Origin of the sequence: Candidatus Nitrosopumilus sp., assembly GCF_029882185.1 — an archaeon.
Classification (GTDB): domain Archaea; phylum Thermoproteota; class Nitrososphaeria; order Nitrososphaerales; family Nitrosopumilaceae; genus Nitrosopumilus.
The window spans coordinates 83290-108313 of sequence record NZ_JAOULD010000001.1 but is presented as its reverse complement, the minus strand read 5'-3'; the positions used below and the strand labels follow the sequence as shown (position 1 = coordinate 108313).

The window sequence follows — 25024 nt, the reverse complement described above, 5'->3', positions numbered from 1 at the left end:
ACATGATCATTTTTCGTCATGTTTGTAATGTCACAAACATTTAATGTAAAATGACAGCCATTAGAACAATGAAAGAAATTGTATTGAGTTTAATGTTGTTATCCCTAATTCCTGTTGCATTTGGACAAGAATATCCTGAATTAGGAGTAAAAGTTGAGGTTGTATATGATAATTTAACAATTCCTTGGAGTATAGATTGGTTACCTGATGGAACCATTTTATTTACAGAAAGAAATGGGAATCTTAGAATTATTCAGCATGGAATATTGTTAGAACAACCTATTCTGTCATTAAATGTGGGAGGAATAGAAGGAGGAATGTTAGGAGTCACAGTTGACCCAAAATATTCTGAAAATAATTACATTTACTTGTATTACACTTATAGTGAATTTTTAACAACAACAAACAAACTTGTTCGTTATCAATACTCAGATGGAATACTGATTGAAGACAAAATATTGATTGATGGAATACCCGGTGGTCCTTTTCATGATGGAGGAAGAATTCAGTTTGGTCCTGATGGAAAACTTTACGTTACAACCGGAGAAGCAGGCAATCCAGATTTATCACAAGATTTGAATTCACTTGGAGGAAAAATTTTAAGGATTAATTCAGATGGAACAATTCCCAATGACAACCCATGGAAAAATTCTCCAATCTATTCTATAGGACATAGAAATCCTCAAGGAATCGATTGGGATGATTCAGGAAATCTGATTGCTACAGAACACGGACCATCAGGTTGGAGAGGGGTTGCTCATGATGAAGTAAATCAAATAATTCCAGGCAAAAATTATGGATGGCCAGACGTTATTGGAGATGAAAAAAAAGAACATCTTCAAAGTCCAATTCTACATTCCGGAGAAGATACATGGGCACCATCAGGTTCTGAATTCTACTATGGGGATAAAATTCCACAATGGGAAGGAAAATATTTTATTGCAACATTACGTGGAAACCATCTTCACATGATTGATTTTGATTTAGAAAATAATATAGTAATATCACACGAAAAATTGTTTCAAAATGAATTTGGAAGATTAAGAGATGTTCAGACAGGTCCAGATGGATTTTTGTATATTCTTACTAGCAATCAAGACAGTAGAGGAATTCCCAAAGTAGGAGACGATAAAATTCTAAGAATTATTCCTTTAGATTATAATGATACATCTAAAAATAATACATTAGATGAATCAAGTACAATAGATTTTCAAGAGACTAGAGCATATGTTGAAGAAATTTATGTATATGTAGGATTGAGTTTATTTTCCATACTAATTGGTTTTTTCATATACACAAAATTGAAAAATAAAAAATAGTGATCAGTAGTTTAAAAATTACTTTAAAGAAAATCTATTTTTAACAATTAATTGGAATATTGGAATTTTTACAGATCGTCATATACATACCAAAACCAAGAATAATTGCAGCAAAAGTTGCCAATGGAACTAGCAGAAAGAAATTGGTTTTGCGACCCATGTCATTATCAAGTTGAATTACCTATAAAATTGTGACAGTGTTATTCAATAATAATGGTAAAAATGCCAATAGTTTTTGGATCTTGTAATTGAGTCACCATATTACGAGGTAACAGGTCTGATGCCTTGTCACATTCTATAGCAAGAGTTCTTGGACAAATAAAATCACTTTTTCTAATAACAATGTCTTCAGTATGAGTTAAAATAAGATCAGGGTGTCCTTTTCCTTCGACAACAAAGTCATCATTACCTGCTTTGATTGAAAAAATTACTTTAGATTCAGGGTTTTTGAGTTTATTTTTCAGTTCTTCAGGTAAATCCGCACAGCTAGACTTTGCATTTACACCAATTATACAATCACCTCTAGGAGTCAAATGAGAGTCTTTTGTGATTTCTATAGTTTTTTGATGATTAGAACGAATGTTTTCATGTCCAGAAAATTCAATTTCAAATTTCATAAATCAGTAAGAAATTCAGTTTCAAATTAAGGTTTGATTTGAAATCGAATCATCTACATAGGCTCCGATCAAAGCAACAAAGGTTCTGAATTGTGGGCATGGTTTAAATTGAATAATCAAAGCATTGCAATCAAATGCTTCCTGCACAACAAGGTTACGACAGAGCTATTACCGTATTCTCACCAGACGGCAGATTATACCAAGTAGAATACGCCATTGAAACAGTAAGAAGAGGAACAATAGCTGTTGGAATAAAATGTAAAGATGGAATTATAATTGCAGTTGAAGAGAAACCTAGAAAATTACAAATTTCAGATACAGCTCAAAAGATTTTTCAAATTGATGATCATGTAGGAGTTGCAGCTGCAGGATATATCCCAGATGCAAGAAGTCAAGTAGATAATGCAAGATTCTTTTCACAGAGTAATAAAATGATTTACGATGAACCTGTAGAAGTCGAAACAATAGCTAAACATTTAGCTGATCAATGTCAACAATATACACAGTATGCAGGTGTAAGACCTTATGGTGTTGCATTGATTCTTGGAGGCGTAGTAAACAATACACCTCAATTGTATCTAACTGATCCTAGTGGAACATACATCTCATATGATGCAATAGCAATTGGTTCTGGGTCTGATCAAGTAACTGACTTTTTAGAAAAAACATACAAGGAAGATCTTTCACTTGATGATGCTTCAGCATTAGCTTCTGCAGGAATTTATCTTTCAAGTGAAGATAAAGATGGAACAAGTCATATCAGGATGGCACATATCAAAAAAGAAACTGGATTGTATGAATTGGTTTCAGAAGAGCAGATTACAAAATACGCCAATGTTGCCAAAGAGAAATATCCACACGAACAAAAATAATTATTCATAATACCTGTGAGATTAAATTACATTGAAATTATCTGTTGCAATTCCCCAGTCTGCATTATCAGACGAATCTTTGAAAATTGACAAGACCAGAAAAATTTCAGTATTAGCAAGAGCGTGTGCAATTTTTAAAGTGGATACAATATACATCTATCAAGAAGGTAACAATAAATCAGAAGGAGGTCTGATGGTAATGATTCTGAAATATTTAGAAACACCGCAATTTTTGAGAAGACGATTATTCCCTAAAATGAATGATCTAAAATTTGCAGGAGTATTACACCCATTAAGAATTCCTAGCCATGTTACACCAGTGAATTCTAAAAAAATCAAAACAGGAGACATCAGAGAAGGAATTGTAGTTAGTGTGAAAGGAAAAAAATTTGTAGATGTTGGAATTAACCAATTAATTCAATATTATGGGAATACAACTACTGGGAAAAGAGTTACAGTTAGATTCAAAGAAGGATATCCTAAATTATCAATCAAAGATATCGACAAAAGTGAAATTCCAACATATTGGGGATATTCAGTAAAAGAAAGAGCAAACTTGTTTTCGATATTATCAGAATGGAAAGGAAATATAATTTTGACATCAAGAAAGGGAAAGCCCGTATCAAGTGAACAACTAACAAAATATACAAAATCAGATGAGCCAACTCTAGTCGTGTTTGGATCTCCAGAAAAAGGGATACATGAGATCATAGGTGGGAGGATGAACAAAGTACAAAATGCAAAATCATTAAACTTTTTTCCAAATCAAGCTACTGAAACAGTACGTCTAGAAGAAGCACTTCTTGGAACTCTGGCAATTATTAATGCTCATAGACAGTAACAACATGACGGAAAGAAAAAATTTCTTGTTATTGGCAATAGGATTTGGGGTCATAGGTGTAATTATTGGAGGATATACAATTTGGAATTCCATTTCAGATGTATTTTTTCCATGACAAACTAGGTACAGTTGGTTAACCTAATTTTTTTTAGTGGTTAACGATATCTCACATGGTTTAATAGAGGGGTTTCGATGATTCGATTTAATCATGGGAGCTCGTAAAAGACATCAACCACGTAGAGGCAGTCTTGCATATTCACCTAGAGTTCGTGCAAAAAGCATGGAAGCAAGAATTCGAGCTTGGCCAAAACTTTCAGCAACAAATGAACCAAAAATTTTAGCACATTGTGGATTCAAAGCAGGATGTGTTCAGATTGTAAGCATTGATGATCGTGATAAAGTTCCCAATGCAGGAAAACAATTAGTAAGTTTAGGAACAGTATTAGTTACACCACCAGTTTTAATTTTAGGAATCAGAGGTTATTCAAAAGATCATGATGGCAAACATGCAGAGTTTGATGTCTATGCAGAAGATATTCCAAAAAACATTGCAAAAGAAATTACAATTAAAAATACAGCAGGATCAATTGAGAATGCAGAATCAAGATTAAGAAAAATCAAAGAGATTTATGCAATTGTAGCAGTTTCTCCAAGAGACGCAGGATTAGAAATGAAAAAACCATATATTTTTGAAGCAATGGTAAGTGGAGGAGATATTGAAAAACAATTTGCACATGTCAAAGAATCATTAGGAAAAGAAATCAAAATTGAAGAAATTTTTGAAACGGGTGCAACTGTAGATGTTGCAGCAATTACAAAAGGTCATGGATGGCAAGGAGTTATGAGAAGATGGAATGTTAAGAAGAAACAACACAAATCAAGAAAAACAGTAAGAGAAGTTGGTTCATTAGGTCCAATTTCACCACAAAGTGTCATGTATACAGTTCCAAGAGCAGGTCAAACAGGATTTCATCAAAGGGTAGAATATGATAAGAGAATTATGATTATGGGCAATACAGAATCAGATAAAATAAAAATTAATCCAGATGGCGGATACAAACACTTTGGTTTGGTTAAAGGAGATTTCATTATTCTAAAAGGTTCTGTTCCAGGAACTTACAAGAGATTGATTAAACTAAGAACACAGATCAGAAATGCACCAGTTAAGATTACTAGACCAAACATTTTGGAGGTTGTAATATAATGAAAATAACAACATACACAACCACAGGAACAAAAGATAGTGAAATAGAATTACCAATAATTTTCTCAACACCATTTAGAAGAGAATTAATCCACAAAGCTTTCACAAACTTGACATCACACAAATTCCAAAGACAGGGAAGAAAGCCAATGGCAGGTATGGATGTAGTTGCAGATTCTAACGATCCTCCAACGGGGCAAGGGGTATCTCGTGTAGCAAGAATGCAAGGTGGTGGTGGTGGAAGACAAGGACAAGGAGCCGAGGTAGCATCTACAAGAGGAGGAAGACAAGCACACCCACCAATTGTTGAGAAAGTAATTTACAAGAAATTGAACAAAAAAGAGAATAAACTAGCTCTATGTTCTGCTATTGCAGCAACTGCATCAAAAAATCTTGTAGAATTAAGAGGTCATAAAATAGAAGGCATTGAATCATTTCCAATTATAGTTTCAGATGACATAGAATCCATTTCAAAAACAAATGAAATCACTAAAGTGATGGACTCATTGAAATTATCACAAGATGTTAAAAGACTAAACGCACGAAAACCACGTTCTGGACAATCCAGACTTAGAGGAAGAAGTAAAAAAACAGGAAAAAGTGTATTGTTTGTAACTGCAGATTCTTCTAATTTATCAAAAGCAACAGGTTCATTGCCAGGAGTAGAAGTAAGAAATGTGAAAGAACTCAGTGTTTTAGATTTAGCTCCAGGTTCTGATCCTATTAGATTAACAGTATATTCCAAATCAGCAATAGAAGAGATTGGAAAAATTAAATCAACACATCTAGAAGTAATGGTGAAAACACAATGAATGTAGATCAAGCAATGAAAATTATCATCAAGCCATACATTACAGAAAAAACCTTTGCAATGGTTGAAAATGAGAGTAAAATTTGCTTCATAGTAGAGAGATCAGCTAATAAATCAGAAATTTCAGAAGCAGTAAAAACACTTTACAAAGAAAATGTCAAAAAAGTGAACACTGCAAGAACAATTTATGGCAAAAAAGCTTTTGTTCAATTTGAAAACACCGAAAAAGCTAGAGACCTGGCAACAAAGATAGGAATGCTATAATATGGACCATAAAACTCGAAGACTAACAGAGGAAATAAGAAATGGTTAAAGAATTTTTATACAGAGGCATTCCAAAAGAGGAACTAGATAATTTATCATTAGAAAAATTATTCTTATTATTTAATTCAAGACAAAGACGATCATTGACTAGAGGGATTACAGACGGAAAAAGAAAACTAATTGAAGAAATAAAATCTGCAAAAGCAGGAAAATTAAAAAATCCAATCAAAACTCATGTTCGAGATTTGATTGTTCTACCATACATGGTAGGTGTTACAGTAAATGTATTTTCAGGAAAAGAATTCCAACCAGTTGCAATGACAACAGAGATGATTGGACATTACTTGGGAGAATATGTAATAACAAACAAGAGAGTTTCACACGGTGCCCCAGGTGTTGGTGCATCAAGATCCAGTCTCTACGTACCGCTAAAGTGATTATTATGGGTAGATTCAATTACGCTTTCCAAAATTATGATCCAACGAGACATGTTCGTTCTTCATTAAGAGAGAAAGACATCTCACACAAACATGCACGTGAAGTTGCAGTGTCAATTAGAGGTCTATCAATTGAGAAAGCAAGAGATTATCTTATTGCAGTTATTGAAGAGAAAAGAGCAGTTCCATTTAGAAGATATAAAAATCAAGTAGGACATAGACCAGACCCAGGTGTAATGTCAGGACGTTATCCACAGAAAACAGCAAAAGAGTTTATCAAAGTTTTAGATAATTTAGAATCAAATGCAGAATACAAAGGAATGGATTTAGATAGATTACGAATTGTAAATGCAACTGTCCATAAAGGAGTAATTGTGAAAAGATTCATCCCAAGAGCAATGGGAAGAGCAACTCCAAAGAACAATGTATTAACTCACGTAGAATTGGTGGCAAAGGAGATTTAGAAATGTCTGCAGTAAAAAATGTAATCAAAGACAACTATAACATGATGCTACTCAAAGATTATCTTAGAGAGGCAATTAAAGACGCAGGTTTCTCACATGCAGAAATATCAAAAACACCCGTAGGAACAAGAGTTGCATTACATGTAACAAGACCAGGAATTGTCATCGGTAGAAAAGGTTCCGGAATTAGATCATTAACGGATAAACTTGCTACAGACTTTGGATTAAAGAATCCCCAAATTTCAGTAGTTGAGATTGAAAAACCAGAACTTGCACCAAGTGTAATGTGCAACAGAATGGCATCACATCTAGAAAGAGGAACTGCATTTAGAAGAGCAACCATGTGGACATTAAAGCAAATTATGGAAGGAGGAGCGATGGGAGTTCAAATTACAATTTCTGGTAAACTTAGAGGTGACCGTTCAGCATTTGAAAAACACACTCAAGGAATTTTACCAAGAGCAGGACATCACGCAGAAATTGTAGTGGATGAAGATATTGCACATGTACAAACAGCAATGGGATTAATTGGAATTAGAATTAGAATCGCAAGAAAAGAAAGACTCATTCCAGAATTTGAGATGAGAACAGAAAAATCAAGAAAAGAAAGACAAGCAAAAGCAGATAAAATAAAAATTGAAGAAATTGATGTGGAAGGAGCTAAAGTTGAAGTTGTTAAAGCTAAAGGTAAATTAGATAAAGCAAGATCAGAATCCGAAAGAATTGCACTAGAAGCAAAGAAAATGGAAGAACTTGAGACGATGGAAGAAGAGGAGGCTAAAATGAAATGACCAGACTAAGCATGAAAACAATTAAGCAATTAAATGAAAAAGATCTTAAAAGCAAAGTTCAAGAAACACGTACCGAACTTGCCAAATTAAGAATTGATGCATCTAAAGGAACATTAAGAAAAGAAAGTGGCAAACTAAAACCACTACGTCATGATATTGCAAGAATGCTAACAAGATTAAACGAGATGAGGAGAGAGAAATGATTACTGCAGATAACATAGTTTCACATGAATTTATTGGATTAGATATAGAAATAACAAAATCAACTAACCCTCAAGTAGTAGGATTAAATGGAAGAATCATTAATGAAACAAAATCAATGTTTGCAATAAATACAGAAAAGGGTGTAAAGTCAATAGCAAAATCTGCCAACAGTTGGAAATTCACAATTGGTGGAAAAGGAATTGTTGTTGAAGGTTCAAAAATTGCAAAAAGACCATTTGACAGAATTGGAGGAAAAGCATGACTCAAAATATAGGAATTAAAGTAAAAGAGCCAACAAGAGAATGTACAGACAAACACTGTCCATTTCACGGAGGTTTATCAGTAAGAGGCAAATTGTTTGAGGGTAAAGTAACTGGAAGTAAAGCAAAACAAACCATTACTTTACAAAAAGATGCACCACTTTACTTTAGTAAATTTAAGAGATATGCAAGAGGAACAAGTACGATTCATGCACATGTTCCAGGGTGCATTGATGTTGAAACAGGAGATCATGTATTGACTGCAGAGTGTAGACCAATTTCAAAATCAGTATCCTATGTTGTTGTGGAGGTTAAAGCATAATGGCAAAGCAAGCAGGTAAAGGAGTAGAAGAATTTAGACCATATGTAACTAAGGCAATTCCAATTGGAGCAAATATTGTATGTGCAGATAATTCAGGCGCTAAAACTTTAGAAGTCATCAATGTTCCAAGACATCATACTAGATCATCAAGACTCGCATCAGCATCTGTTGGTGATTTTTGTAATGTTGTAGTAAAAAAAGGTCCTGCAGAACTAAGAAAGCAAGTTTATGGTGCAGTGATAATTAGACAAAAATATGCAGTACGTAGATTAAATGGTGTAAGAGTTTGTTTTGAAGATAATGCAGCAGTACTTATTACTCCAGAAGGAGAAACAAAAGGAACAGACATCAAAGGACCAGTAGCAGCAGAAGCTTCAGAGAAATGGCCAAGAGTAGCTAACTTGGCATCAATGGTGGTATAAAAAATGAAACCAACTAAAATGCGTAATCAGATGATTTACCAAGCAACATTCCAAACTAAAAATAAACAACTTGGAAGTGCACTTTCTAAAGATCTTCATAAAAAATATGGAAAAAGAAGTGTTAGAGTCGTAGAAGGTGATAGTGTCACTATACTTAGAGGGGAATTCAAAGGAGTAGATGGCAAAGTCTCAAACATATCTGTAGAAAAAAGCAGTGTGGCAATTGAAGGAGTTAAGAAAGAAAAAACTAAAGGAGACAAATTTGATGTATATATTCACACATCCAATCTAGTGGTTACTTCACTTAACAGTGAAGATAAATGGAGAATTTCAAAATTAGAAGGAAAAGAACCACAAAAACAAGCAAAAACAGGATCTAAGTCATCCAAAGAAGCCCCTAAAGAAACAAAAGGAACAGACAAGACCAAAAAAGAAGGAGATAAAGAATAATGGTAAGCATATCAGGTAGTAAAAAACTCAAACGTCAAATGGCCCCACAGTTTTGGGGAATTGCTAGAAAAGACAAGAGATTTGTAATCACAGTAAAGCCAGGTCCACATAAAAAGAATCATTCAGTTCCAACAGCAGTATTTCTTAGAGACACATTGAATATTGTCACAAGTTTGAGAGAAGCAAAATCTGCAATTTATTCTGGTAGAGTAAAGATTGACGGAGTGGTAAGAAAATCACTTCATCATGCAATTGGTTTAATGGATGTGGTAGAATTACAAGATGTTAAAGATATTTATCGTCTTGTTCCAACAGAAGACAAATTACTAAAACCAATTAAAATAAACGAATCAGAGAAATCTAAAAAACTTGTTAGAGTTACAAGCAAAACAACAATTAACAAAGGTAAATTACAAATTGGATTTCATGATGGTCGTTCAACATTATCAGATGCCAAAGTAAACATAGGCGATACTTGTCTAATACAAATTCCAGATCAAAAAATTCTTGAAATAATCAAATTGGAAACAGGTTGTCAAGGCTTAGTGACAAAAGGAAATAACGCAGGTAGAATAGGAAAAATTGAAACCATTGAAGAAGGAACATTCATTCTACCAAAAAGAGTTATCTTAGCATTAGAAGATAGAAAAATCGAAATACCTGCAGACATCATTATGCCAATTGGAAAAGAGGAGCCAATAATTCAATTAAAGTGATCATATGTCTCAAGTAACAGAATCCCCAATGAAGAAAATCTCTTTAGAGAAAGTTGTATTGAATATGGGTCTTGGTAAATCAGGTGATGTTATTAATATTGCACAAAAAGCGTTAGAGCAAATTTCTGGAAAGAAACCTTCTACACGAAATGCAAAAGCAGCATACAGAGATTGGGGAGTTAGGAAAGGAGAACCGATTGGAGTAGCAGTTACAATCAGAGGAGATGATGCAGTAGCATTATTGAAAAGATTGCTTGAAGCTAAAGGAAACACAATAAATGGAAGATCATTTGATAATTTTGGCAATTTCTCATTTGGAATTAATGAACACATAGACATACCAGATGTAAAGTATGATCCACAAATAGGAATTTTAGGTCTTGGAATTTCAATTACATTGACTAGGCCAGGGTATGGAATTAGAACTAGAAGTAAGCACAAAGCAAGAGTAGGTAAAACTCATGTTATTAAAAGTCAAGAAGCAAAAGATTATCTAGCAAAAGAGTTTGGAGTGACCGTAACATAATGGCAAAAGATAGATCTTACGAAACAACAGGTAGAAAAAAACATGACTTTGGTAGAGGTTCCAGATGGTGTAAAAGATGTGGGGATTATACCGCAGTTATTCAGAAATATGATTTAATGCTATGCAGACGATGCTTCAGAGAAGTCGCAACATCTTTAGGGTTCAGGAAAAACAAGTGAGATAATATGCCGGCAACAAACATATTAGCAAATCTATTTGTCACGCTTTACAATAATGAAGCCAGAAGAAAATCTGACTGTGTTATTCTTCCAACATCAAAGTTAGGAATTGAAGTCCTGAAAACACTTCAGAAAGATGGTTATATTGGAGAATTTGAACATATTGATGATAAGAGAGGAGGTAAATTCAAAATAAAACTATTAGCAAAAATTAACAAATGCGGTGCTATATCCCCAAGATTCAAAGTTAAAAACGATGAATATAATAATTGGGAGCAGCAATATTTGCCTGCATATGACAGAGGAATGCTTCTTGTTACTACAAATCAAGGAGTAATGTCCCATCATGAAGCATCACAAAAAGGGATAGGAGGATTTTTGATAGGATATGTCTACTAAACAAATTGAAGAATTCAAAGACCAGGTAGATATTCCTGAAGGCGTAACAGTTACAGTAAACAAACACATGGTGTCCTTTGTAGGACCATTAGGAAAAACACACAAGAGTTTCAGAAGCATACCAATCAACATAGAAGTAAATGATGGAAAAGTTCTACTTACCGCAATTAACCAAAAGAAAAAAGATTATGCAATTTTACATACTGCAAGATCAATTATCAGAAACATTTGTGAAGGTCTAATAACAGGATACACAATTAAAATGAAAGTTGTATTTTCACACTTTCCAATTACTGTAAAAGTGGAAGGTAAAAAAATCATGATTGAAAACTTTCAAGGAGAACGTGCACCAAGAATTACATATATTGTAGGCAACACCAAAGTAATTCCTAAAGGAGAAGACGTAATACTCACAGGAGAAGTATGGACAGACATTACTCAAACTGCAGCAAACATTGAACTAAAATCTAAAGTAAAGAATAAAGATCATAGAGTTTTCCTAGATGGTATCTACTCGTTTGAAAAAAATAAAGGCATAGAAAAATAAAATTCTAATTTAGTCAATGACTCTAGATCCTGAATTTTCAAAACAAACTACGAATTTAATCCAACAAACATTAGAATTATACAAATCAGCAGGAGCATCTCCAAGGATTGGAGAAACATGGGAATGTGGCAATATTGGGGACTTTTTGTGTGGTTTTTTTGTTGGAGAGATGGTTGGTTCCGCACTTAGTGCATTTCAAATTGTTCACAAAAGAGAACCTACAGCCGATGAGCATTTAGAGATCATAGAATTAGTTGAGAGTCATGCAAAAGAAATCAAAGAGTTTTTTGTGAAATTCAACTAAAACAATACCAAAATAAACTCAAGAACAGAAAGAGATTGCAGAAATTATAGATCAGAGTATTTTTTTATGTTTGTATAAAGCGTAAACGATGATCATGAATGCAAAATTCCAAAGAGCATTCACAGGATGGATCCCATCATACAGTTCAAAGAGTTCAAGATAATAGTACCACACATCAGCAACTGTGAAGATCGTAATTCCAGTAGCTAACAACAACCATGGAATTCCCAATATACTGTATCGAAATACCAGGGCTCCAAAGATTAGTTTTTTCTACGACATCACGAATTAAAAATACCTCCCCCATATTACATCCGATTCTCACAAAAAAATTTTTCAGTATAGATGACATTTTCATTATATTTTTTTAATTTTTGTTGAAGTTCGCTAGCAAGTTTAAGAGGGTTTTCCACCCCATGCAAGAATCCAATTGCAACGCATCTCCTGTTGGCAAAATAAGTTTTTCATCACAGGATGTTTTTTGAAAAACACTACAGTTTTTAATATACTCATACAGTATGCTTATCTTATTTCGTTGAGATTCAGTAGAAAGAAAAGGATCAGATAAACCAATAATATCAACAAAGAAAAAATTGGCATGGATTAGATCGTCTGGTATTTCCATACGGAAAGATAGATATCGTTTGATACTTAATCCTTCTCAAAGAAATAAGATATTGTTAATTCAGAAATAATTTCAAACAAATATTTCAAGATATAGATCAAAGCGGTACATTTGTTATTATTAGATCTACTGACAGTTGTTAATTACTCACGATCAATTGTAAATGATTATTAGATTAGTAAGAAATTAAACATAAAATCAAACGATGATAATGCACATATTAGATCGCTTTTACATCAGATCCATAAATACGATATTAATCATTAACACAAAGTTAAAAAAATTTCATGTTGAAGTTTATACTATTCTTGTTAGAATTAATAATTTGTGAAAAAGAACCGAAACCCAATTAATTCTTTTTTGAACAATGGCAGATTCTCATTAAGTTATGCAATAAAAGCAATCAAAGAGCTAAGAAAATCTGAACTGTGTAAGATAAACAATCATGACTGGCTTTTTTTCCAATGAAAGGATACAACATTCAAGATTATTACAAATGTAAAAATTGTGGAAAAAAAGGATGTAAAAACCATAGTACGTTGTTTAGCCTAAATTCGATCTAAATTACATTTTAAAATAAATTATAAAAATAGGGTCATGACAATTAATCAATACAAATTTCAGGTTTTCTCAAATTAGGTGTTTTGCTGTAAATTTGAGTTTGAGGTGGTTTCGCAAAGATTAAATCACTTTTGGCAAGGTCTTATCTTGTGCCTCCCTAGCTCAGCGTGGTAGAGCAACCGGCTGTTAACCGGTTGGTCACCAGTTCAAGTCTGGTGGGAGGCGCCCTTATTTCTAAACTCGGGTTTTGAAACATTCTATTTGCATAGATGTAACATATCAAGGCGTAAAAATAATTATATTTCTAAATTCGAATTTAGAAATATTGATCGGTTGTTAGCAATTGGTTTATTCTATTAGACAACATAGATCTAATAGATGATCGCACATTAAGAATAATGCAGGAGGGTTACATTGGTCAGAACTAGAAGGGCCAACAGATATTGTGTAGATTGTGGGGCCAGATTAGTGTATTATCCGAGATTATCAAATCCAAAAGCACCAAACGAACACCGAGTACTAGTCTATGCATGTCCGGATTGCACAGATGACTTTGAAAAACCAAAGATGTTTTCAATTAGACGCAATCAAGTAGAGGATCCTTTAGAGACAGTTGAAATTGAAATTACACAATTACAAAAAAAGCAATAATGGCAAAATAAGGGTGCAACTATGACTTATCCGGAAAAATTAAGAAGTAATGTATGGTTTTTGTTGCCAATATTTTTAGGAATAATTGGAGGAATTATCGCATTCTTTGTTTTACGTCAAGATGATCCTCGCAAAGCAAGAAATTGTTTGTACCTAGGAATTGCGTTTATGATCTTCGGAATCATATTGAACGTCTTGATTGCAGCATCCATTCCAGGATTAGATTCAGGTTTCAATGTGAATATTTAACGGTAGTTTTCTTGTTTTTCATGTACAGATAATCATTATTTCTAAACTCGAATTTAGAAATATTCTAAATTTATTCATGTAATCATTAGATTTAGAATCATATAGAACTAGTTTTAGATATTTTTTATGAGTGTATCTAGAATGCGAGATAATGTTGAGAGATGGGTAATTCATGAAGGATTGGCTTTTGAAGAAGTGAAAAATCCTGAAAATAACTTTCAAATTCTTGTTAAACACGCAGGGCAGTACGGAATTCCAGTAGAAGTGTTTGAGCCAAAAGGACAGGCAGGGATTCTGGTAATAGGATCTAAAGTGGTAATGAAGAATAATCAAATTGCAAGATATTTGGGATTTAGTCCTGAAGAAAAAGAAAAATTTGAGAAAAAAGTATCAGATTTTTGTTATTCAATACAGGCAATAAACAAATTCATCACAGAAGATGGAAAACAAAAAGTCGGAGTTTATGTGGTTCTGGATGACAAAGAAAACATCAATCAACAAACAATGCTTGAAGCTATAGATAGTGTTTCTGAAAAATATGATAAAACAGCAAGATTTTTGTTGAAAACGTTTTAGAAAAAATAGACGATTTATCAGTTCTACGCGGCTTTTTTATTATAAATTTGCCATCAAACAATATGAAAACAACAAGATTTACAACAAAATACACAACAACATGTAAACCAAAAACAGGTTTCAAAGAAGGCCTAATTCTCAAATTCAAGGCTTCAAAGAACAAGGTTTTTGTTTTGACAGTTATTGCAACATTGGTGGTGTTCATAAAATGAATGCTTTCAACGTTTTGTTCAGACATGCAACAAAAAATTTTGAGATCAATGTAAGCATCAATGTCAGCAAAATACAACTTGAAAATACGACTATGAAGTGGGAGGCAATTCAGAATTGAACATTCTCAATATGATAGACGAGATTCTTGAAACCTATGAGAGTATGGAGGTCCAATCAAATGAGTAATTTGTTCAAAATGATAGGGATTGCCTTGGCAGTGCACTATATTGTAAAAACAGTCCAGAAAGAATTGAAATGACTCCTAAAATGTGCAATTTTAGGACACATCATTATTTTACCAACATCATAGCATATCACAGTAAAAATAGATGTATAGGATTCTCAAATCATAAAAACCATAAAAGAGGTTTTGTGCAAATATTTCTTCTAAAACTCCCCCTTATTTCATCTCAAATATGTGTCCAAATGCACAAGTAACCAGTAAAATCAAAATTTAATCAAAATAAAACATGATAAAAACATCCTTTCCAGATTAGCGAGACAGCAATCAACGAATCATTTGAATCAACTAATAATGTATTTGATCAATTTAGATTGTTTACATCTATTTTTTCACAAATTTTAGAAGGAATTACCATGATTTCAGAAAACTATGTAAAATAACTATTTTTATAAAATCAAGCCTAGGCGTTAAACCCCCCCTGAAAAATACATAGTTTAGTCATAATGTAAAATTTTCAAAATTAGGCGTTTTAGTGGGGGGTTGAACACTTGTGCCTAGATACAACATCCAACCCTAATTCCACCAAGGTACCCCAGCTAAACACGTATGATCTTTTAGAGTTATGCGTAAAAGCTAAACCCCTCTAAATTAGTAAAAAAATAAAGAAAATATGAAGTTCTAGGATAAGTTTGTAGAAACTACAGACGTAATTCCTAAACCAACTGGGCAACCTTCAATTGCACCAATAGTTCCTGTTGCATAAAATCCTGTATGAGTATTGGATTCATCTTCAAGAGTGATTGTTTCTTGATTATGTACTCTAAAGTCAAGTTTTGGACTTTCCAAGTTTGTAACACATAGTTGTGTAGTTCCATCAATAACATTCAATGCTGTAAATTCAGCATAGTGAGGATGGAAACTTTGAACCGGACTAGATTTTATGGATTTACATTGAGGGCTTTTGTCATCAGGACAAAATATTGGATCAAATGCGGCTTGATCATTAATGTTATGATGCAATGTAATTGCAGCAACTCTTAATGTTTCACCATTACCCTTTGTTGGGATTGACCATCCCAAAATGTTACTAAATCAGGTGCTTTTTTAGAATTAAATTCTTTGACAGGATCTACTAAATCCATAAAGAAAGTGCCTTCATTTTGTCCTGCACTAGTCACCGTTAAAGAACCTGGAATGTCTGCCATTGCAGAAGTCATTGTCATAGTAATGGCAAAGACGGCAGCAATAGAAATTCCCAAGATTGTTTTTGTATTCATTGGTACAAATCCCAAACAATACAATAAAAGAATATCTGAAAAGTATAAAGTTATGTAAACGTTATTTGTTTAATTTTTAGAAAAACAACAAAGATTAACTCAAAAACCAAAGTGTTCCGATCAAATAAACCCAAAAAAAGGGCGTTTCAAGCATATACCAAAAAATTTTAGATGATTCATGGCAGGATTAGTAGTAATTGTGATTGGTGCAATTATATCTTCAATGGGGAACTTGCAATGATAATGCATACACAATATACAACTAATTTCATAGAGTCAGCAGTTGGAGAAAAAATTATTGTTGGACCTATTGAATACATCGTGATTTTTGAAGGAACACATGAAGCAGTAAAGATGTTTCACCAGAAAACACGTTTGTAATGATTGGAATCATTGCAAAAAACATTGGGGATGAAAAAACACTCTTTTCAGGAGGATAATTGTACATTGTTGATGAAAAAGGACAAAAACATGAAGCAGTATATGGTGAATTTTCATCAAAAGACTTACTTTTAGAAGGGTTAGAATCCGATCAAGCAATTGAGAAAACAACACAGTTTGATATTCCATTTGATAAAGAAAAATAATACAAAATAATTATTCGCCCACAAAAAGATCAATCAACTGTAGATACAGCTTTGATTTGTATTACAAATTGCTGATCGTAAAATTCAAAAAAAACAAAAAATTTGTCAAATTTTTCTATATACAGCATAGTAATGTATGACTTTAACCATATAACATAGATGATTTTTGCAAAAATGTATGGTAGTATCTAAAGCCAAAAGAGCCGAAGCAGCTAAAAAAGCCGCAAGAACTCGAAAGAGAAATGCTGTTAAAGCAGCAGCTGAAGCATTAAAAGCCGCAGCAGCACGTAAAAGAAAAGCAGCAGCAACTCGAAGGAAGAATGCAGTAAATGCAGCTCCAAAGAGAAAAACTGCAGCTAAACGAAAAGCAGCTCCAAAGAGAAAAACTGCAGCTAAACGAAAAGCAGCTCCAAAGAGAAAAACTGCAGCTAAACGAAAAGCAGCTCCACAGAGAAAAACTGCAGCTAAACGAAAAGCAGCTCCAAAGAGAAAGGCAGTTAAACGTCGACGTTAAGCTGTCTATGCTATCTTTTTTATATTTCTCCTACTGAATGTATTATATTTCTAAATTCGAATTTAGAAATATTCTAAATTAATACTCTGACATTTTTAATTCAGGTAAAACAAAAACTTTGATTGGTTTTATTTTCAAGATAATTCTTTTTTCATCATCACGTTTGAAAGGATAATGTTTTCGTCCCATGTATTGCTGTGTTAATTTGTCTGCATGTTTGTAATCATAATCTGGAATTAATTCTTCCACAGTTCCACGAATTGTTGTCATGTCAAGAGGATTATCTTTGGATACAACAGACACTGCAACTCTAGAATCACGTAGAACATTTTTGTGTTTTATTCTTCCTTCAGCAGTATTCACAAGAACATACCCATCCTCATAACTTGCCCATACAGGAGAAACCTGAGGTGCTCCATCTTTCATGACGGTTGCAACAAAGACCAAATTTTTTTCTGAAAATAACTTTATAACTTTAGCATTCATTAGTTTTCATTACTTTATACAATAGATAATAGTTTTGGAAAACATAAAGCAAAAAAAAAATTTTTGCTCTCTTTTTTGCAACTTGTAAAATAAATTACAAAGTAATTTCTGATCAGTATCAAACTACAGTAAGTTTAATTTCAAGATTATTTTTTGTTTGATTTTTCAAGAACATTTGTTACTGCTCTATTCATGATCTCCATTACCAAGTATTGTGAATATTCTTCTGATTTCTTACCTTTGGATTTTGTTGTCTTTGGAGTCAATCCCTTGAGTATTTTTTCAATTTTTTCAGACGTATTGTTGATGATTTTTGAGTATGTTGAATCAAAATCTTCAGGGGTCTGAAAATCCAACAATTTGGTGGAAGTACTATAGAATTTTGTTATAGCTCCACGAGACTCTTCAATCCTTGCAATTTCAATTAATCCAGATGTTTTTAGAATTTCTAAATGATGACGTACAGTGGTTAATGCTTTTTTATATCCGGTCTTTTTTAGAGCAGTTGAAATCTGATCAGCAGATAATGCTTGATGATATAGAATTTCCACAATTTTTGCTCGTGCAGGGTCTTCAATTGCACGTGCATGTTCAGGGCTAGTTGTAACGATACGATTAACTTTGATTTGTTTTTCTAGTAGAGTTGACATATAGGATTACCTTTCAAACCGATCTAAAAGATCCTTGTATCATATTTTTTTGTCTAATCGCATCAATTTTTGTTTACTTTAACAATCATTGTACCGGTACAATATTTTAGATTACTATTATAATAATTATAGTAGCATATCCAATATTATTGGTAGCACTATAATAATTATAGTATAGGTTAAGAAATTATTGTAACGGTTTCAAAAATTTTAAAAAATATGAAAAAAGGCAAATCAGGAAAACAATGTCACCACATCACCTTCCAAGACGGCATTTCAGATATGATTGAAAATCAAATTTGAGTTGAAGGTTGACTTTTAGTCAATAATAACAGGTGATATAATTACAGTGAATGTCCAGTCAATTTCTCATATGCTATAACATAGCGTTGAGTCATCTTGGATATGATTTCTTGTGGAATGTTGGGGGCAGTTGGTTCTTTGCCAGCATCACGTTGTTCATCAAAATGTTTTTGATATCCATTTGCAGTCAACCAATCACGTAGCAGTTGTTTGTCATATGCTTCTTGTATTTTCCCAACTTCAAAAGAATCTTTAGGCCATAATCTATATTCATCAGGGCCAATAGAATCACCCAGTGTGATTTTACCATCCAATAATCCAAATTCCAATTTCAAATCAGCTAAAATGAATCCTGCTTTGTCTGCAATCTTTGCCATTTTTCTGTAAATTTCGATAGATGTTTTTTCTAACCAGCAGTATTGTTCTTCAGTAACCAAGTTCATTTGCAATGCTTTTATTTTATTAATTGGAACATCATGTTGTGATTTTGTCGTAGGATCAAATATCGGTTCAAGAAGTTTTGCAGCTAAAGTGGTGTTAGTGCCTTTAGGAAGTACAATCTTACCTTTTTTCCACCTACTAACTAAACTGCCATAAAAATAGCCTCGGACCACACATTCTATTGGAAGCATATCCATCTTTTTTACAAGAATTTCGGTGTCTGATTCTCGTCTGATGAAATGGTTTGGTATAGGCAACTCATTGAACCAGAATTCTGCGAATTTGCATAAAACCTCACCCTTTCTTGGAATATCTTGTTTGAATTTTACATCATATGCAGATACCCTATCAGAAAATTTGAACAGAATACTGGATTCATCCACATCATAAAGATCCTTTACTTTACCACTTGTAAGAAACTTCAAACAATTATGCTTAATTTTTAATAGAATTTAACTGCTAGTAGTATATCTGATAAGAAATATACGAGTTTAAAGGTAAAATACAGCATGAGTAATCTAGACGAATCAATAGGAAAAGTGCTCTTAGAACTACAAAAAGATGATCCTGACACATTCAAAAAACTTATGAAAAAAGCCCAAGAAGAAAATCCTGAACTTTTTGAAGATGAAGAGAACAGGAAAATTGATGAATATGACCTAGAAGTGGATGAACACAACAAGAAAATTGATGAAAATTGATATCAATAAAAATTCATGAATAAAATATATCATCATCTAAATGAGGACAATATCCAATTACTAATATTATTATTGTAAGACATAAGAAAATGTAGAAATTGTAAGAAAGGTTTTCTAGTACGTGATTCTAGTTTTTATTCTTCTGAGGGTTTAAAAGTACATTCGTGTAAATATTTTTTGCATTGATTTCTCGACAAGACAAATAGGCATAATTTAGTTATGAAAAATCAACATTATAAAAAAGGATTTTTTAATTTAGATTATTTTACTTTAACACCATTCCAAAATGCAACCATTCCTTTGATTTTATAAGCTGCATCATTTGGTTCAGCATAGTACCAGGCACAATCTTTGTTTGTTTTTCCATTGATCTCAACTGAATAATAATTAGCCATGCCTTTCCAGCCACAGAACGTAGTCAAATCAGTTTTTTTGAAATATTCCCGTTTAATTGAATCAAATGGAAAATAATGATTCCCTTCAACTTCAACAGTGTCATCACTTTCTGCAATTATTACATCATTCCAGATTGCCTGCATAGATAGAATGCATTGTAAACTATATTTAATTAAATCTCCAAAAAGAGATTCTAAATTTTAGCTTTTATTTGCTCACGTTTAGTAAAATCAGGTTTTATTCCCAATGAATCATAATTTCCAGATGAACATGTAAAGCACATTGAATCTTTTGGCATCCCAACTGCATTTGCTAGATTTTCAGCATCATTATATCCTAAAAAGTCAACACCAATATTTTGTCTCACCATTTCAGTGATTTCATCACCAGACATGTGTTTTCCATCAGTAAACGTGGCAAGTTCTTCTTGTGAAGGAAAGTCAATTCCAGCATAACAAGGATAGTTGATTTGAGGATATGTTATCAACATGCTTATCTTTTTAGCACCTGCACGACGTAGAGCCTTGATAATTGCTTTAGAACTTGTACCTCGTACCAAGCTGTCATCGATTACTACCACATGTTTATCTTTGATTATTTCACTAATTGGAATTATCCAGCGATTAATTTCTACTCTGTCACTTTGATGAGGTTCAATGAAACTTCGTAACGGACCTTTCTTACTGTATCTGTCTTTTAATAATCCTTCATCAAAAGACACCCCAAGTTCTTGTGCATATCCTAATGCAGCAGGTCTTGCAGAATCAGGTACTGGAATTACTAAATCGGCATCTTCGATATGGAATTTTTTTGCCATAAATTGCCCTATTTTTTTTCTTGAAAGGTAAATGTTATGTCCTTCCATGTTGCTGGAAGGGTGTGCAAAATATGTGAATTCAAAAGAACAATGCGCACGAGAAGGATCATCTGAAAATATTTCAGTTTCTATGCCATTTTTACTTAGTTTGATCAACTCTCCAGGAACAACATCTCTTTGGAGTTTTGCACCAACTGCAGTAACCGCAGCAGATTCAGAAGTTACAATATACGTATCATCAGATTCTTTATATCCTAAAACCATAGGACGGAATCCTTTAGGATCTCTTGCAGCAAACACAGAATGATCATCAGAAATAAAAGTAAAACAGTAAGAACCAACCATCTCATTTTTTAAAATAGAAAGTGCTTTTCCCATTTGGCCATTTTCAGAAATTAACGATACCAGTCGTTGAGCTGCAACCAAAGTATCACTTGCATTTTGAGGAGTGAAAGAACACCCACCCACCAAATTAGATAATTCCTGTGCGTTGGCAATCGTTCCATTGTGTGCAATACATAGGTCTTTTACTTTCAAAGGTTGTGCATTTTCCAAAGTGCTTGTACCCATTGTGGAGTATCTAACATGTCCAATCACACAAGGAGAAGAGTATTCTTGAGCAATTTTTTTAAATTCAGATGAAGAATGAGAAACCAATCCCACTCTTTTAAAAGGAGGCTTGTTAGGAACCGCAAATCCCCAGGCCTCTTGCCCTCTGTGTTGTAATGCACGTAAAGCATCAAAAACCATTGGGACCACATTAGTACCAGTTAAACTGTAAATTCCAACAACACCACAGTTTTCCTTAACTTTAGGCATCTCTACACAAACTCCTGCATTTCAGAGAATATTGAAAAATCAGTAAAAGTACAAAATCCCACTGAATAATCAAATGATGACTCCATTCCCTGATCCATGATCTAATTTTGAATAATAAAAATGCTCATCAGTTTATGCGATCAGGATTTCTCTTCTCGAATGAAAATAGCCTAAGAGGTTTTCCCATGAAGAATCAAATCAGAAAGGGAATTGAGCCATACTCTGTGCGTTTTTTCGACATTTAATTTAACAACAGATTGTATTTTATTATTAAACTGAATATTTTCACCACCAAACTTGCCAATCTCTTTGAAAGAGATTTTATTATTTTTAAGCAGATCTTTAATCTTTGAAAGATTCTTTTTGTCAAATGACAAAAGATAACGAGAATGGCTTTCTGAAAACAGAATTCTGTCAACAGTCAGTTTATCTCCAGGTACTTTATCCAGAGATACAGTGCAACCGATTTGATTTGTCATACACATTTCAGATACAGCAACTGCTAATCCACCTTTTGAACAATCATGTGCAGATTTGATTAGATTGTTTTTGATCAAATCTAAAACAGAATTCATGTTTTTTTTAGAATCGTCAAAGTTAACAACAGGGCATTTTCCTCCAACAAATTTATGAACATATTCAAAGAATTCAGAACCTCCAAGTTCGTTTTTAGTATTGCCGATTATGATCAAACAATCACCTTCAGAAATTTTTTGGGAGACAGAGGGTTTTTTGTCAATTAATCCAATAACTCCAATCACAGGAGTTGGTTTTATTGGACCCTTAGGAGTTTCATTGTACAGACTCACTTTCCCTCCAACACATGGAATTTCAAAAAATTTTGCAAAATCAGTTAAACCTTTTAGAGATTCTAAAAAGGTCCAAAATATTTCAGGATCTTTTGGATTACCAAATTGAAGATGATCAAGCATTCCAATAGGCTTTGCCCCAGTACAAACAACATTTCTACACGCTTCCTCAAAACAGCCTATTGCTCCCTCTCGAGGATTGATGTAGCAATGTTTTGGATTGCCATCAATTTTTGCAGAAAGGAATTTTCCATTATCCAATCTCAAAACAGATGCATCTTTTCCAGGTTTTACAACAGTTCGAATTCCCACTTCATGATCATATTGACCATATACCCAAATCTTGCTTGCAATATTTGGAGATGATAACAATTTCATTAGAGTTTTGGAATAATCAGAGATAGGCTTGAATTTTTTTTCAGTCTCAATAGTTTTCAGATAAACAGGCTTTTTTGAGGGTAGATCAAGCAGTGTTGCATTAGCTACAACGTCGGCAGATAGATTAGCAAATGTTTTTTTTCCTTTTTTGACATGTACCTGATTATCAGACTTTACCTGACCAATCATAGAGCAACCAATTCTGAATTTTTCACAAATTGTTTGTAATTTTTTTAGTTTGATTTTACTAGTTACAATCAACATCCTTTCTTGGGATTCAGATACCATAATCTCACTAGGATGCATGCCAGATTCGCGGGTATGAACTTTGTCAACATCCATTTCAATTCCAATTTCCAATGCATCTGCAGTTTCTGAGATAGCACAAGACAAGCCACCACCGCCAAGATCTTTCATAGCATGAATCAAACCATCATTTCTTGCTTGCAACACTGCTTCGATAATTAATTTTTCAATGAACGGATCAGGAATTTGTACTGCAGAACGGTCTTCAGACTCTAATGAATCTGAAGCAAACTGTGAACCACCAATTCCATCTCTACCAGTAGAACCGCCCATCAGCACAACTATGTCACCTTTCTTTGCATGATTTTTTATCAAATGTTCTTTTTTACCAAATCCCAATGCAGCAACATCCACAAGGGCATAATTTTCATAACATTCATCAAATTCAACTTCTCCGCCAATAGTAGGAATTCCAAGACAGTTTCCATAATCTGCAATTCCAGTAACGGCATTTTTGAACAACCATCTGGCTTGCAAATCTTTTTCAACATTGCCAAATCTCAATCCATCAAAAATTGCAATTGGTCTAGTTCCTGCAGATAAGATATCACGGATGACTCCTCCAACACCAGTAGCTGCCCCACCATATGGTTCTACAGCAGAGGGATGATTATGACTTTCAATGTGTGCTGTAACAACATACCCATCACCAACATCCAAAACACCAGAATCATATCCCTTTTCATTAATTACAAGCGGACCTGTCATAGGTAGCATTTTGAGGTGTCTTTTGGAAGATTTGTAAGAACAGTGTTCAGACCATTCAGCAGCAACAATTTGTAATTCAGTTGGTGTGGGTTCTCGTCCAATTTTTGATTTTAATTCAGAAAGTTCTTGATCTTCTAAACTCATTTACTAACACCCATTGTCGTCAATAGAGACTCAAAAATTCGAGAAGAAGGCTTGTTGTCAATTGGATTAATTTCTGATTCAACAGCTCTTTCCGGATGAGGCATCATTCCAACAACATTTCCGTCTTCATTACACACGCCTGCAATTCTGTCTGAAGAACCATTTACAACTTCACTATATCGAAAAACAATTTGATTTTTTTTCTTTAGTTTTTTCATAGTATCATCATCTACATAATATCGTCCCTCACCATTTGCAATGGGAATTGGGATTTTCTCATTGATTTTGAATTGATTTGTAAACGGAGTGTTATTGTTTTCCACAATCAAATTCGTCCACTCACACATAAAATTAAGAGATTCATTTTTGAGTAAAACCCCAGGGAGCAGTCCAGATTCTACAAGAATTTGAAATCCATTACACACACCTAAAATAGGAATTCCTTTTTCTGCGATTTTTTTGACATCTTTAATAATTGGACTATGAGCTGCAATTACTCCAGCTCTTAGCCTGTCACCATAGGAGAATCCTCCAGGTAAAATCACAGCATCAATATTTTTTGGTAGACCTTTTTCATGCCAATAGTATTGGGCATCAAAATGAAATACGTCAGTCAAAACATGATACATGTCACGATCACAGTTACTACCAGGAAAAACTACAACTCCAACTTTCACAAT

Annotated in this window: 36 protein-coding genes, 1 tRNA gene and 1 pseudogene; 28 read left to right on the top strand and 10 right to left on the bottom strand. The window is 33.5% G+C overall.

What is annotated here, in order from left to right; translation table 11 throughout:
• Positions 1-68: 68 nt before the first annotated feature.
• Positions 69-1319 carry a PQQ-dependent sugar dehydrogenase gene (locus tag OEW78_RS00775; protein WP_300322799.1) on the top strand — a complete coding sequence of 417 codons (1251 nt, stop codon included), beginning with the start codon at positions 69-71 and terminating at the stop codon, positions 1317-1319.
• Positions 1320-1519: 200 nt separating this feature from the next.
• Here the strand turns inward: OEW78_RS00775 and OEW78_RS00770 are convergent, their stop codons facing one another.
• A complete protein-coding gene (locus OEW78_RS00770; RefSeq protein WP_300322797.1) occupies positions 1520-1936 on the bottom strand; it encodes a DUF371 domain-containing protein in 417 nt (138 codons plus the stop codon).
• Positions 1937-2070: 134 nt separating this feature from the next.
• On the opposite strand from OEW78_RS00770, the gene psmA reads away from it, so the two are divergent.
• From psmA to OEW78_RS00650, 24 genes are all read left to right on the top strand, one after another.
• Positions 2071-2808: an archaeal proteasome endopeptidase complex subunit alpha gene (gene psmA / locus OEW78_RS00765; protein WP_300322795.1), complete on the top strand. Its 738-nt coding sequence runs from the start codon at positions 2071-2073 to the stop codon at positions 2806-2808.
• A gap of 31 nt (positions 2809-2839) precedes the next feature.
• On the top strand, positions 2840-3649 hold the full coding sequence (locus OEW78_RS00760) for a putative RNA uridine N3 methyltransferase (RefSeq protein ID WP_300322793.1): 810 nt from the start codon (positions 2840-2842) through the stop codon (positions 3647-3649).
• A gap of 208 nt (positions 3650-3857) precedes the next feature.
• Entirely contained in the window at positions 3858-4853 is a 996-nt protein-coding gene (locus OEW78_RS00755; RefSeq protein ID WP_300322791.1) for a 50S ribosomal protein L3, read from the top strand.
• Positions 4853-5665: a 50S ribosomal protein L4 gene (gene rpl4p, locus OEW78_RS00750; protein ID WP_300322789.1), complete on the top strand. Its 813-nt coding sequence runs from the start codon at positions 4853-4855 to the stop codon at positions 5663-5665. The genes OEW78_RS00755 and rpl4p overlap by 1 nt, the downstream gene beginning before the upstream one ends.
• Positions 5662-5928 carry a 50S ribosomal protein L23 gene (locus tag OEW78_RS00745; RefSeq protein WP_300322787.1) on the top strand — a complete coding sequence of 89 codons (267 nt, stop codon included), beginning with the start codon at positions 5662-5664 and terminating at the stop codon, positions 5926-5928. Before rpl4p ends, OEW78_RS00745 begins: the two co-directional genes overlap by 4 nt.
• Before the next feature lie 41 nt (positions 5929-5969).
• The gene (locus tag OEW78_RS00740) at positions 5970-6365 is read left to right on the top strand and encodes a 30S ribosomal protein S19 (RefSeq protein ID WP_300322785.1); all 396 of its coding nucleotides are present in this window, start codon (positions 5970-5972) and stop codon (positions 6363-6365) included.
• 5 nt (positions 6366-6370) lie between these two features.
• Positions 6371-6829, top strand: coding sequence for a 50S ribosomal protein L22 (locus tag OEW78_RS00735; protein ID WP_300322783.1), 459 nt, complete (start codon positions 6371-6373; stop codon positions 6827-6829).
• A 2-nt stretch (positions 6830-6831) separates the two neighbouring features.
• Positions 6832-7620, top strand: coding sequence for a 30S ribosomal protein S3 (locus tag OEW78_RS00730; protein WP_300322781.1), 789 nt, complete (start codon positions 6832-6834; stop codon positions 7618-7620).
• A complete protein-coding gene (rpmC, locus tag OEW78_RS00725) occupies positions 7617-7823 on the top strand; it encodes a 50S ribosomal protein L29 (protein ID WP_300322779.1) in 207 nt (68 codons plus the stop codon). The genes OEW78_RS00730 and rpmC overlap by 4 nt, the downstream gene beginning before the upstream one ends.
• Entirely contained in the window at positions 7820-8086 is a 267-nt protein-coding gene (locus tag OEW78_RS00720; protein ID WP_300322777.1) for a ribonuclease P protein subunit, read from the top strand. Before rpmC ends, OEW78_RS00720 begins: the two co-directional genes overlap by 4 nt.
• Complete coding sequence (locus OEW78_RS00715) at positions 8083-8406, top strand: 30S ribosomal protein S17 (RefSeq protein ID WP_300322775.1); 324 nt, start codon at positions 8083-8085, stop codon at positions 8404-8406. Before OEW78_RS00720 ends, OEW78_RS00715 begins: the two co-directional genes overlap by 4 nt.
• Positions 8406-8828 (top strand): 50S ribosomal protein L14, encoded by a 423-nt coding sequence (locus tag OEW78_RS00710; protein WP_300322773.1) that lies wholly within the window; start codon positions 8406-8408, stop codon positions 8826-8828. The genes OEW78_RS00715 and OEW78_RS00710 overlap by 1 nt, the downstream gene beginning before the upstream one ends.
• A gap of 3 nt (positions 8829-8831) precedes the next feature.
• The gene (gene rplX / locus OEW78_RS00705; protein WP_300322771.1) at positions 8832-9278 is read left to right on the top strand and encodes a 50S ribosomal protein L24; all 447 of its coding nucleotides are present in this window, start codon (positions 8832-8834) and stop codon (positions 9276-9278) included.
• Entirely contained in the window at positions 9278-9994 is a 717-nt protein-coding gene (locus OEW78_RS00700; protein WP_300322769.1) for a 30S ribosomal protein S4e, read from the top strand. The genes rplX and OEW78_RS00700 overlap by 1 nt, the downstream gene beginning before the upstream one ends.
• 4 nt (positions 9995-9998) lie before the next feature.
• Positions 9999-10520 (top strand): 50S ribosomal protein L5, encoded by a 522-nt coding sequence (locus OEW78_RS00695; protein WP_300322768.1) that lies wholly within the window; start codon positions 9999-10001, stop codon positions 10518-10520.
• Complete coding sequence (locus OEW78_RS00690) at positions 10520-10699, top strand: 30S ribosomal protein S14 (protein WP_109875916.1); 180 nt, start codon at positions 10520-10522, stop codon at positions 10697-10699. Before OEW78_RS00695 ends, OEW78_RS00690 begins: the two co-directional genes overlap by 1 nt.
• Positions 10700-10705: 6 nt before the next feature.
• Positions 10706-11098: a 30S ribosomal protein S8 gene (locus OEW78_RS00685; protein ID WP_014965061.1), complete on the top strand. Its 393-nt coding sequence runs from the start codon at positions 10706-10708 to the stop codon at positions 11096-11098.
• The gene (locus OEW78_RS00680) at positions 11088-11645 is read left to right on the top strand and encodes a 50S ribosomal protein L6 (protein WP_300322764.1); all 558 of its coding nucleotides are present in this window, start codon (positions 11088-11090) and stop codon (positions 11643-11645) included. Before OEW78_RS00685 ends, OEW78_RS00680 begins: the two co-directional genes overlap by 11 nt.
• Positions 11646-11661: 16 nt before the next feature.
• Complete coding sequence (locus OEW78_RS00675) at positions 11662-11949, top strand: hypothetical protein (protein WP_300322763.1); 288 nt, start codon at positions 11662-11664, stop codon at positions 11947-11949.
• Positions 11950-13286: 1337 nt separating this feature from the next.
• A tRNA-Asn gene (locus OEW78_RS00670) sits at positions 13287-13360 on the top strand.
• Positions 13361-13549: 189 nt separating this feature from the next.
• Positions 13550-13786: a hypothetical protein gene (locus OEW78_RS00665; protein WP_300322761.1), complete on the top strand. Its 237-nt coding sequence runs from the start codon at positions 13550-13552 to the stop codon at positions 13784-13786.
• Between the two features lie 21 nt (positions 13787-13807).
• On the top strand, positions 13808-14035 hold the full coding sequence (locus OEW78_RS00660; protein ID WP_300322759.1) for a hypothetical protein: 228 nt from the start codon (positions 13808-13810) through the stop codon (positions 14033-14035).
• 126 nt (positions 14036-14161) lie between these two features.
• Complete coding sequence (locus OEW78_RS00655) at positions 14162-14611, top strand: DUF2299 family protein (protein ID WP_300322757.1); 450 nt, start codon at positions 14162-14164, stop codon at positions 14609-14611.
• Between the two features lie 62 nt (positions 14612-14673).
• Positions 14674-14823, top strand: a complete 150-nt coding sequence (locus tag OEW78_RS00650; RefSeq protein ID WP_300322755.1) for a hypothetical protein — start codon at positions 14674-14676, stop codon at positions 14821-14823.
• An 863-nt stretch (positions 14824-15686) separates the two neighbouring features.
• On the opposite strand, the gene OEW78_RS00645 is transcribed toward OEW78_RS00650, so the two are convergent.
• Together OEW78_RS00645 and OEW78_RS00640 are read right to left on the bottom strand one after the other, a co-directional pair.
• On the bottom strand, positions 15687-16088 hold the full coding sequence (locus tag OEW78_RS00645; protein WP_300322753.1) for a hypothetical protein: 402 nt from the start codon (positions 16086-16088) through the stop codon (positions 15687-15689).
• The gene (locus tag OEW78_RS00640; RefSeq protein ID WP_300322751.1) at positions 16046-16285 is read right to left on the bottom strand and encodes a hypothetical protein; all 240 of its coding nucleotides are present in this window, start codon (positions 16283-16285) and stop codon (positions 16046-16048) included. Before OEW78_RS00640 ends, OEW78_RS00645 begins: the two co-directional genes overlap by 43 nt.
• 178 nt (positions 16286-16463) lie before the next feature.
• Here OEW78_RS00640 and OEW78_RS00635 point away from each other — a divergent pair.
• A pseudogene (locus tag OEW78_RS00635) lies at positions 16464-16947 on the top strand (DUF4352 domain-containing protein).
• A 103-nt stretch (positions 16948-17050) separates the two neighbouring features.
• Entirely contained in the window at positions 17051-17386 is a 336-nt protein-coding gene (locus OEW78_RS00630) for a histone (RefSeq protein ID WP_300322749.1), read from the top strand.
• A gap of 78 nt (positions 17387-17464) precedes the next feature.
• Here the strand turns inward: OEW78_RS00630 and OEW78_RS00625 are convergent, their stop codons facing one another.
• From OEW78_RS00625 to purC, 3 genes are all read right to left on the bottom strand, one after another.
• The gene (locus OEW78_RS00625) at positions 17465-17872 is read right to left on the bottom strand and encodes a PPOX class F420-dependent oxidoreductase (protein ID WP_300322747.1); all 408 of its coding nucleotides are present in this window, start codon (positions 17870-17872) and stop codon (positions 17465-17467) included.
• Between the two features lie 146 nt (positions 17873-18018).
• The gene (locus OEW78_RS00620) at positions 18019-18522 is read right to left on the bottom strand and encodes a winged helix-turn-helix domain-containing protein (protein ID WP_300322745.1); all 504 of its coding nucleotides are present in this window, start codon (positions 18520-18522) and stop codon (positions 18019-18021) included.
• 344 nt (positions 18523-18866) lie between these two features.
• Positions 18867-19691, bottom strand: a complete 825-nt coding sequence (gene purC, locus OEW78_RS00615; RefSeq protein WP_300322743.1) for a phosphoribosylaminoimidazolesuccinocarboxamide synthase — start codon at positions 19689-19691, stop codon at positions 18867-18869.
• An 84-nt stretch (positions 19692-19775) separates the two neighbouring features.
• Between purC and OEW78_RS00610 the strand changes: the two genes are divergently transcribed.
• Complete coding sequence (locus tag OEW78_RS00610; RefSeq protein ID WP_300322741.1) at positions 19776-19967, top strand: hypothetical protein; 192 nt, start codon at positions 19776-19778, stop codon at positions 19965-19967.
• A 260-nt stretch (positions 19968-20227) separates the two neighbouring features.
• On the opposite strand, the gene OEW78_RS00605 is transcribed toward OEW78_RS00610, so the two are convergent.
• The 4 genes from OEW78_RS00605 to purQ form a co-directional block, all read right to left on the bottom strand.
• Positions 20228-20506 carry a DUF427 domain-containing protein gene (locus OEW78_RS00605; protein WP_300322739.1) on the bottom strand — a complete coding sequence of 93 codons (279 nt, stop codon included), beginning with the start codon at positions 20504-20506 and terminating at the stop codon, positions 20228-20230.
• A gap of 50 nt (positions 20507-20556) precedes the next feature.
• Positions 20557-21999: an amidophosphoribosyltransferase gene (locus tag OEW78_RS00600; RefSeq protein WP_300322737.1), complete on the bottom strand. Its 1443-nt coding sequence runs from the start codon at positions 21997-21999 to the stop codon at positions 20557-20559.
• A gap of 170 nt (positions 22000-22169) precedes the next feature.
• On the bottom strand, positions 22170-24344 hold the full coding sequence (gene purL, locus OEW78_RS00595; RefSeq protein WP_300322735.1) for a phosphoribosylformylglycinamidine synthase subunit PurL: 2175 nt from the start codon (positions 24342-24344) through the stop codon (positions 22170-22172).
• Positions 24341-25021 (bottom strand): phosphoribosylformylglycinamidine synthase subunit PurQ, encoded by a 681-nt coding sequence (purQ, locus tag OEW78_RS00590; protein ID WP_300322733.1) that lies wholly within the window; start codon positions 25019-25021, stop codon positions 24341-24343. The genes purL and purQ overlap by 4 nt, the downstream gene beginning before the upstream one ends.
• Positions 25022-25024: the final 3 nt, after the last annotated feature.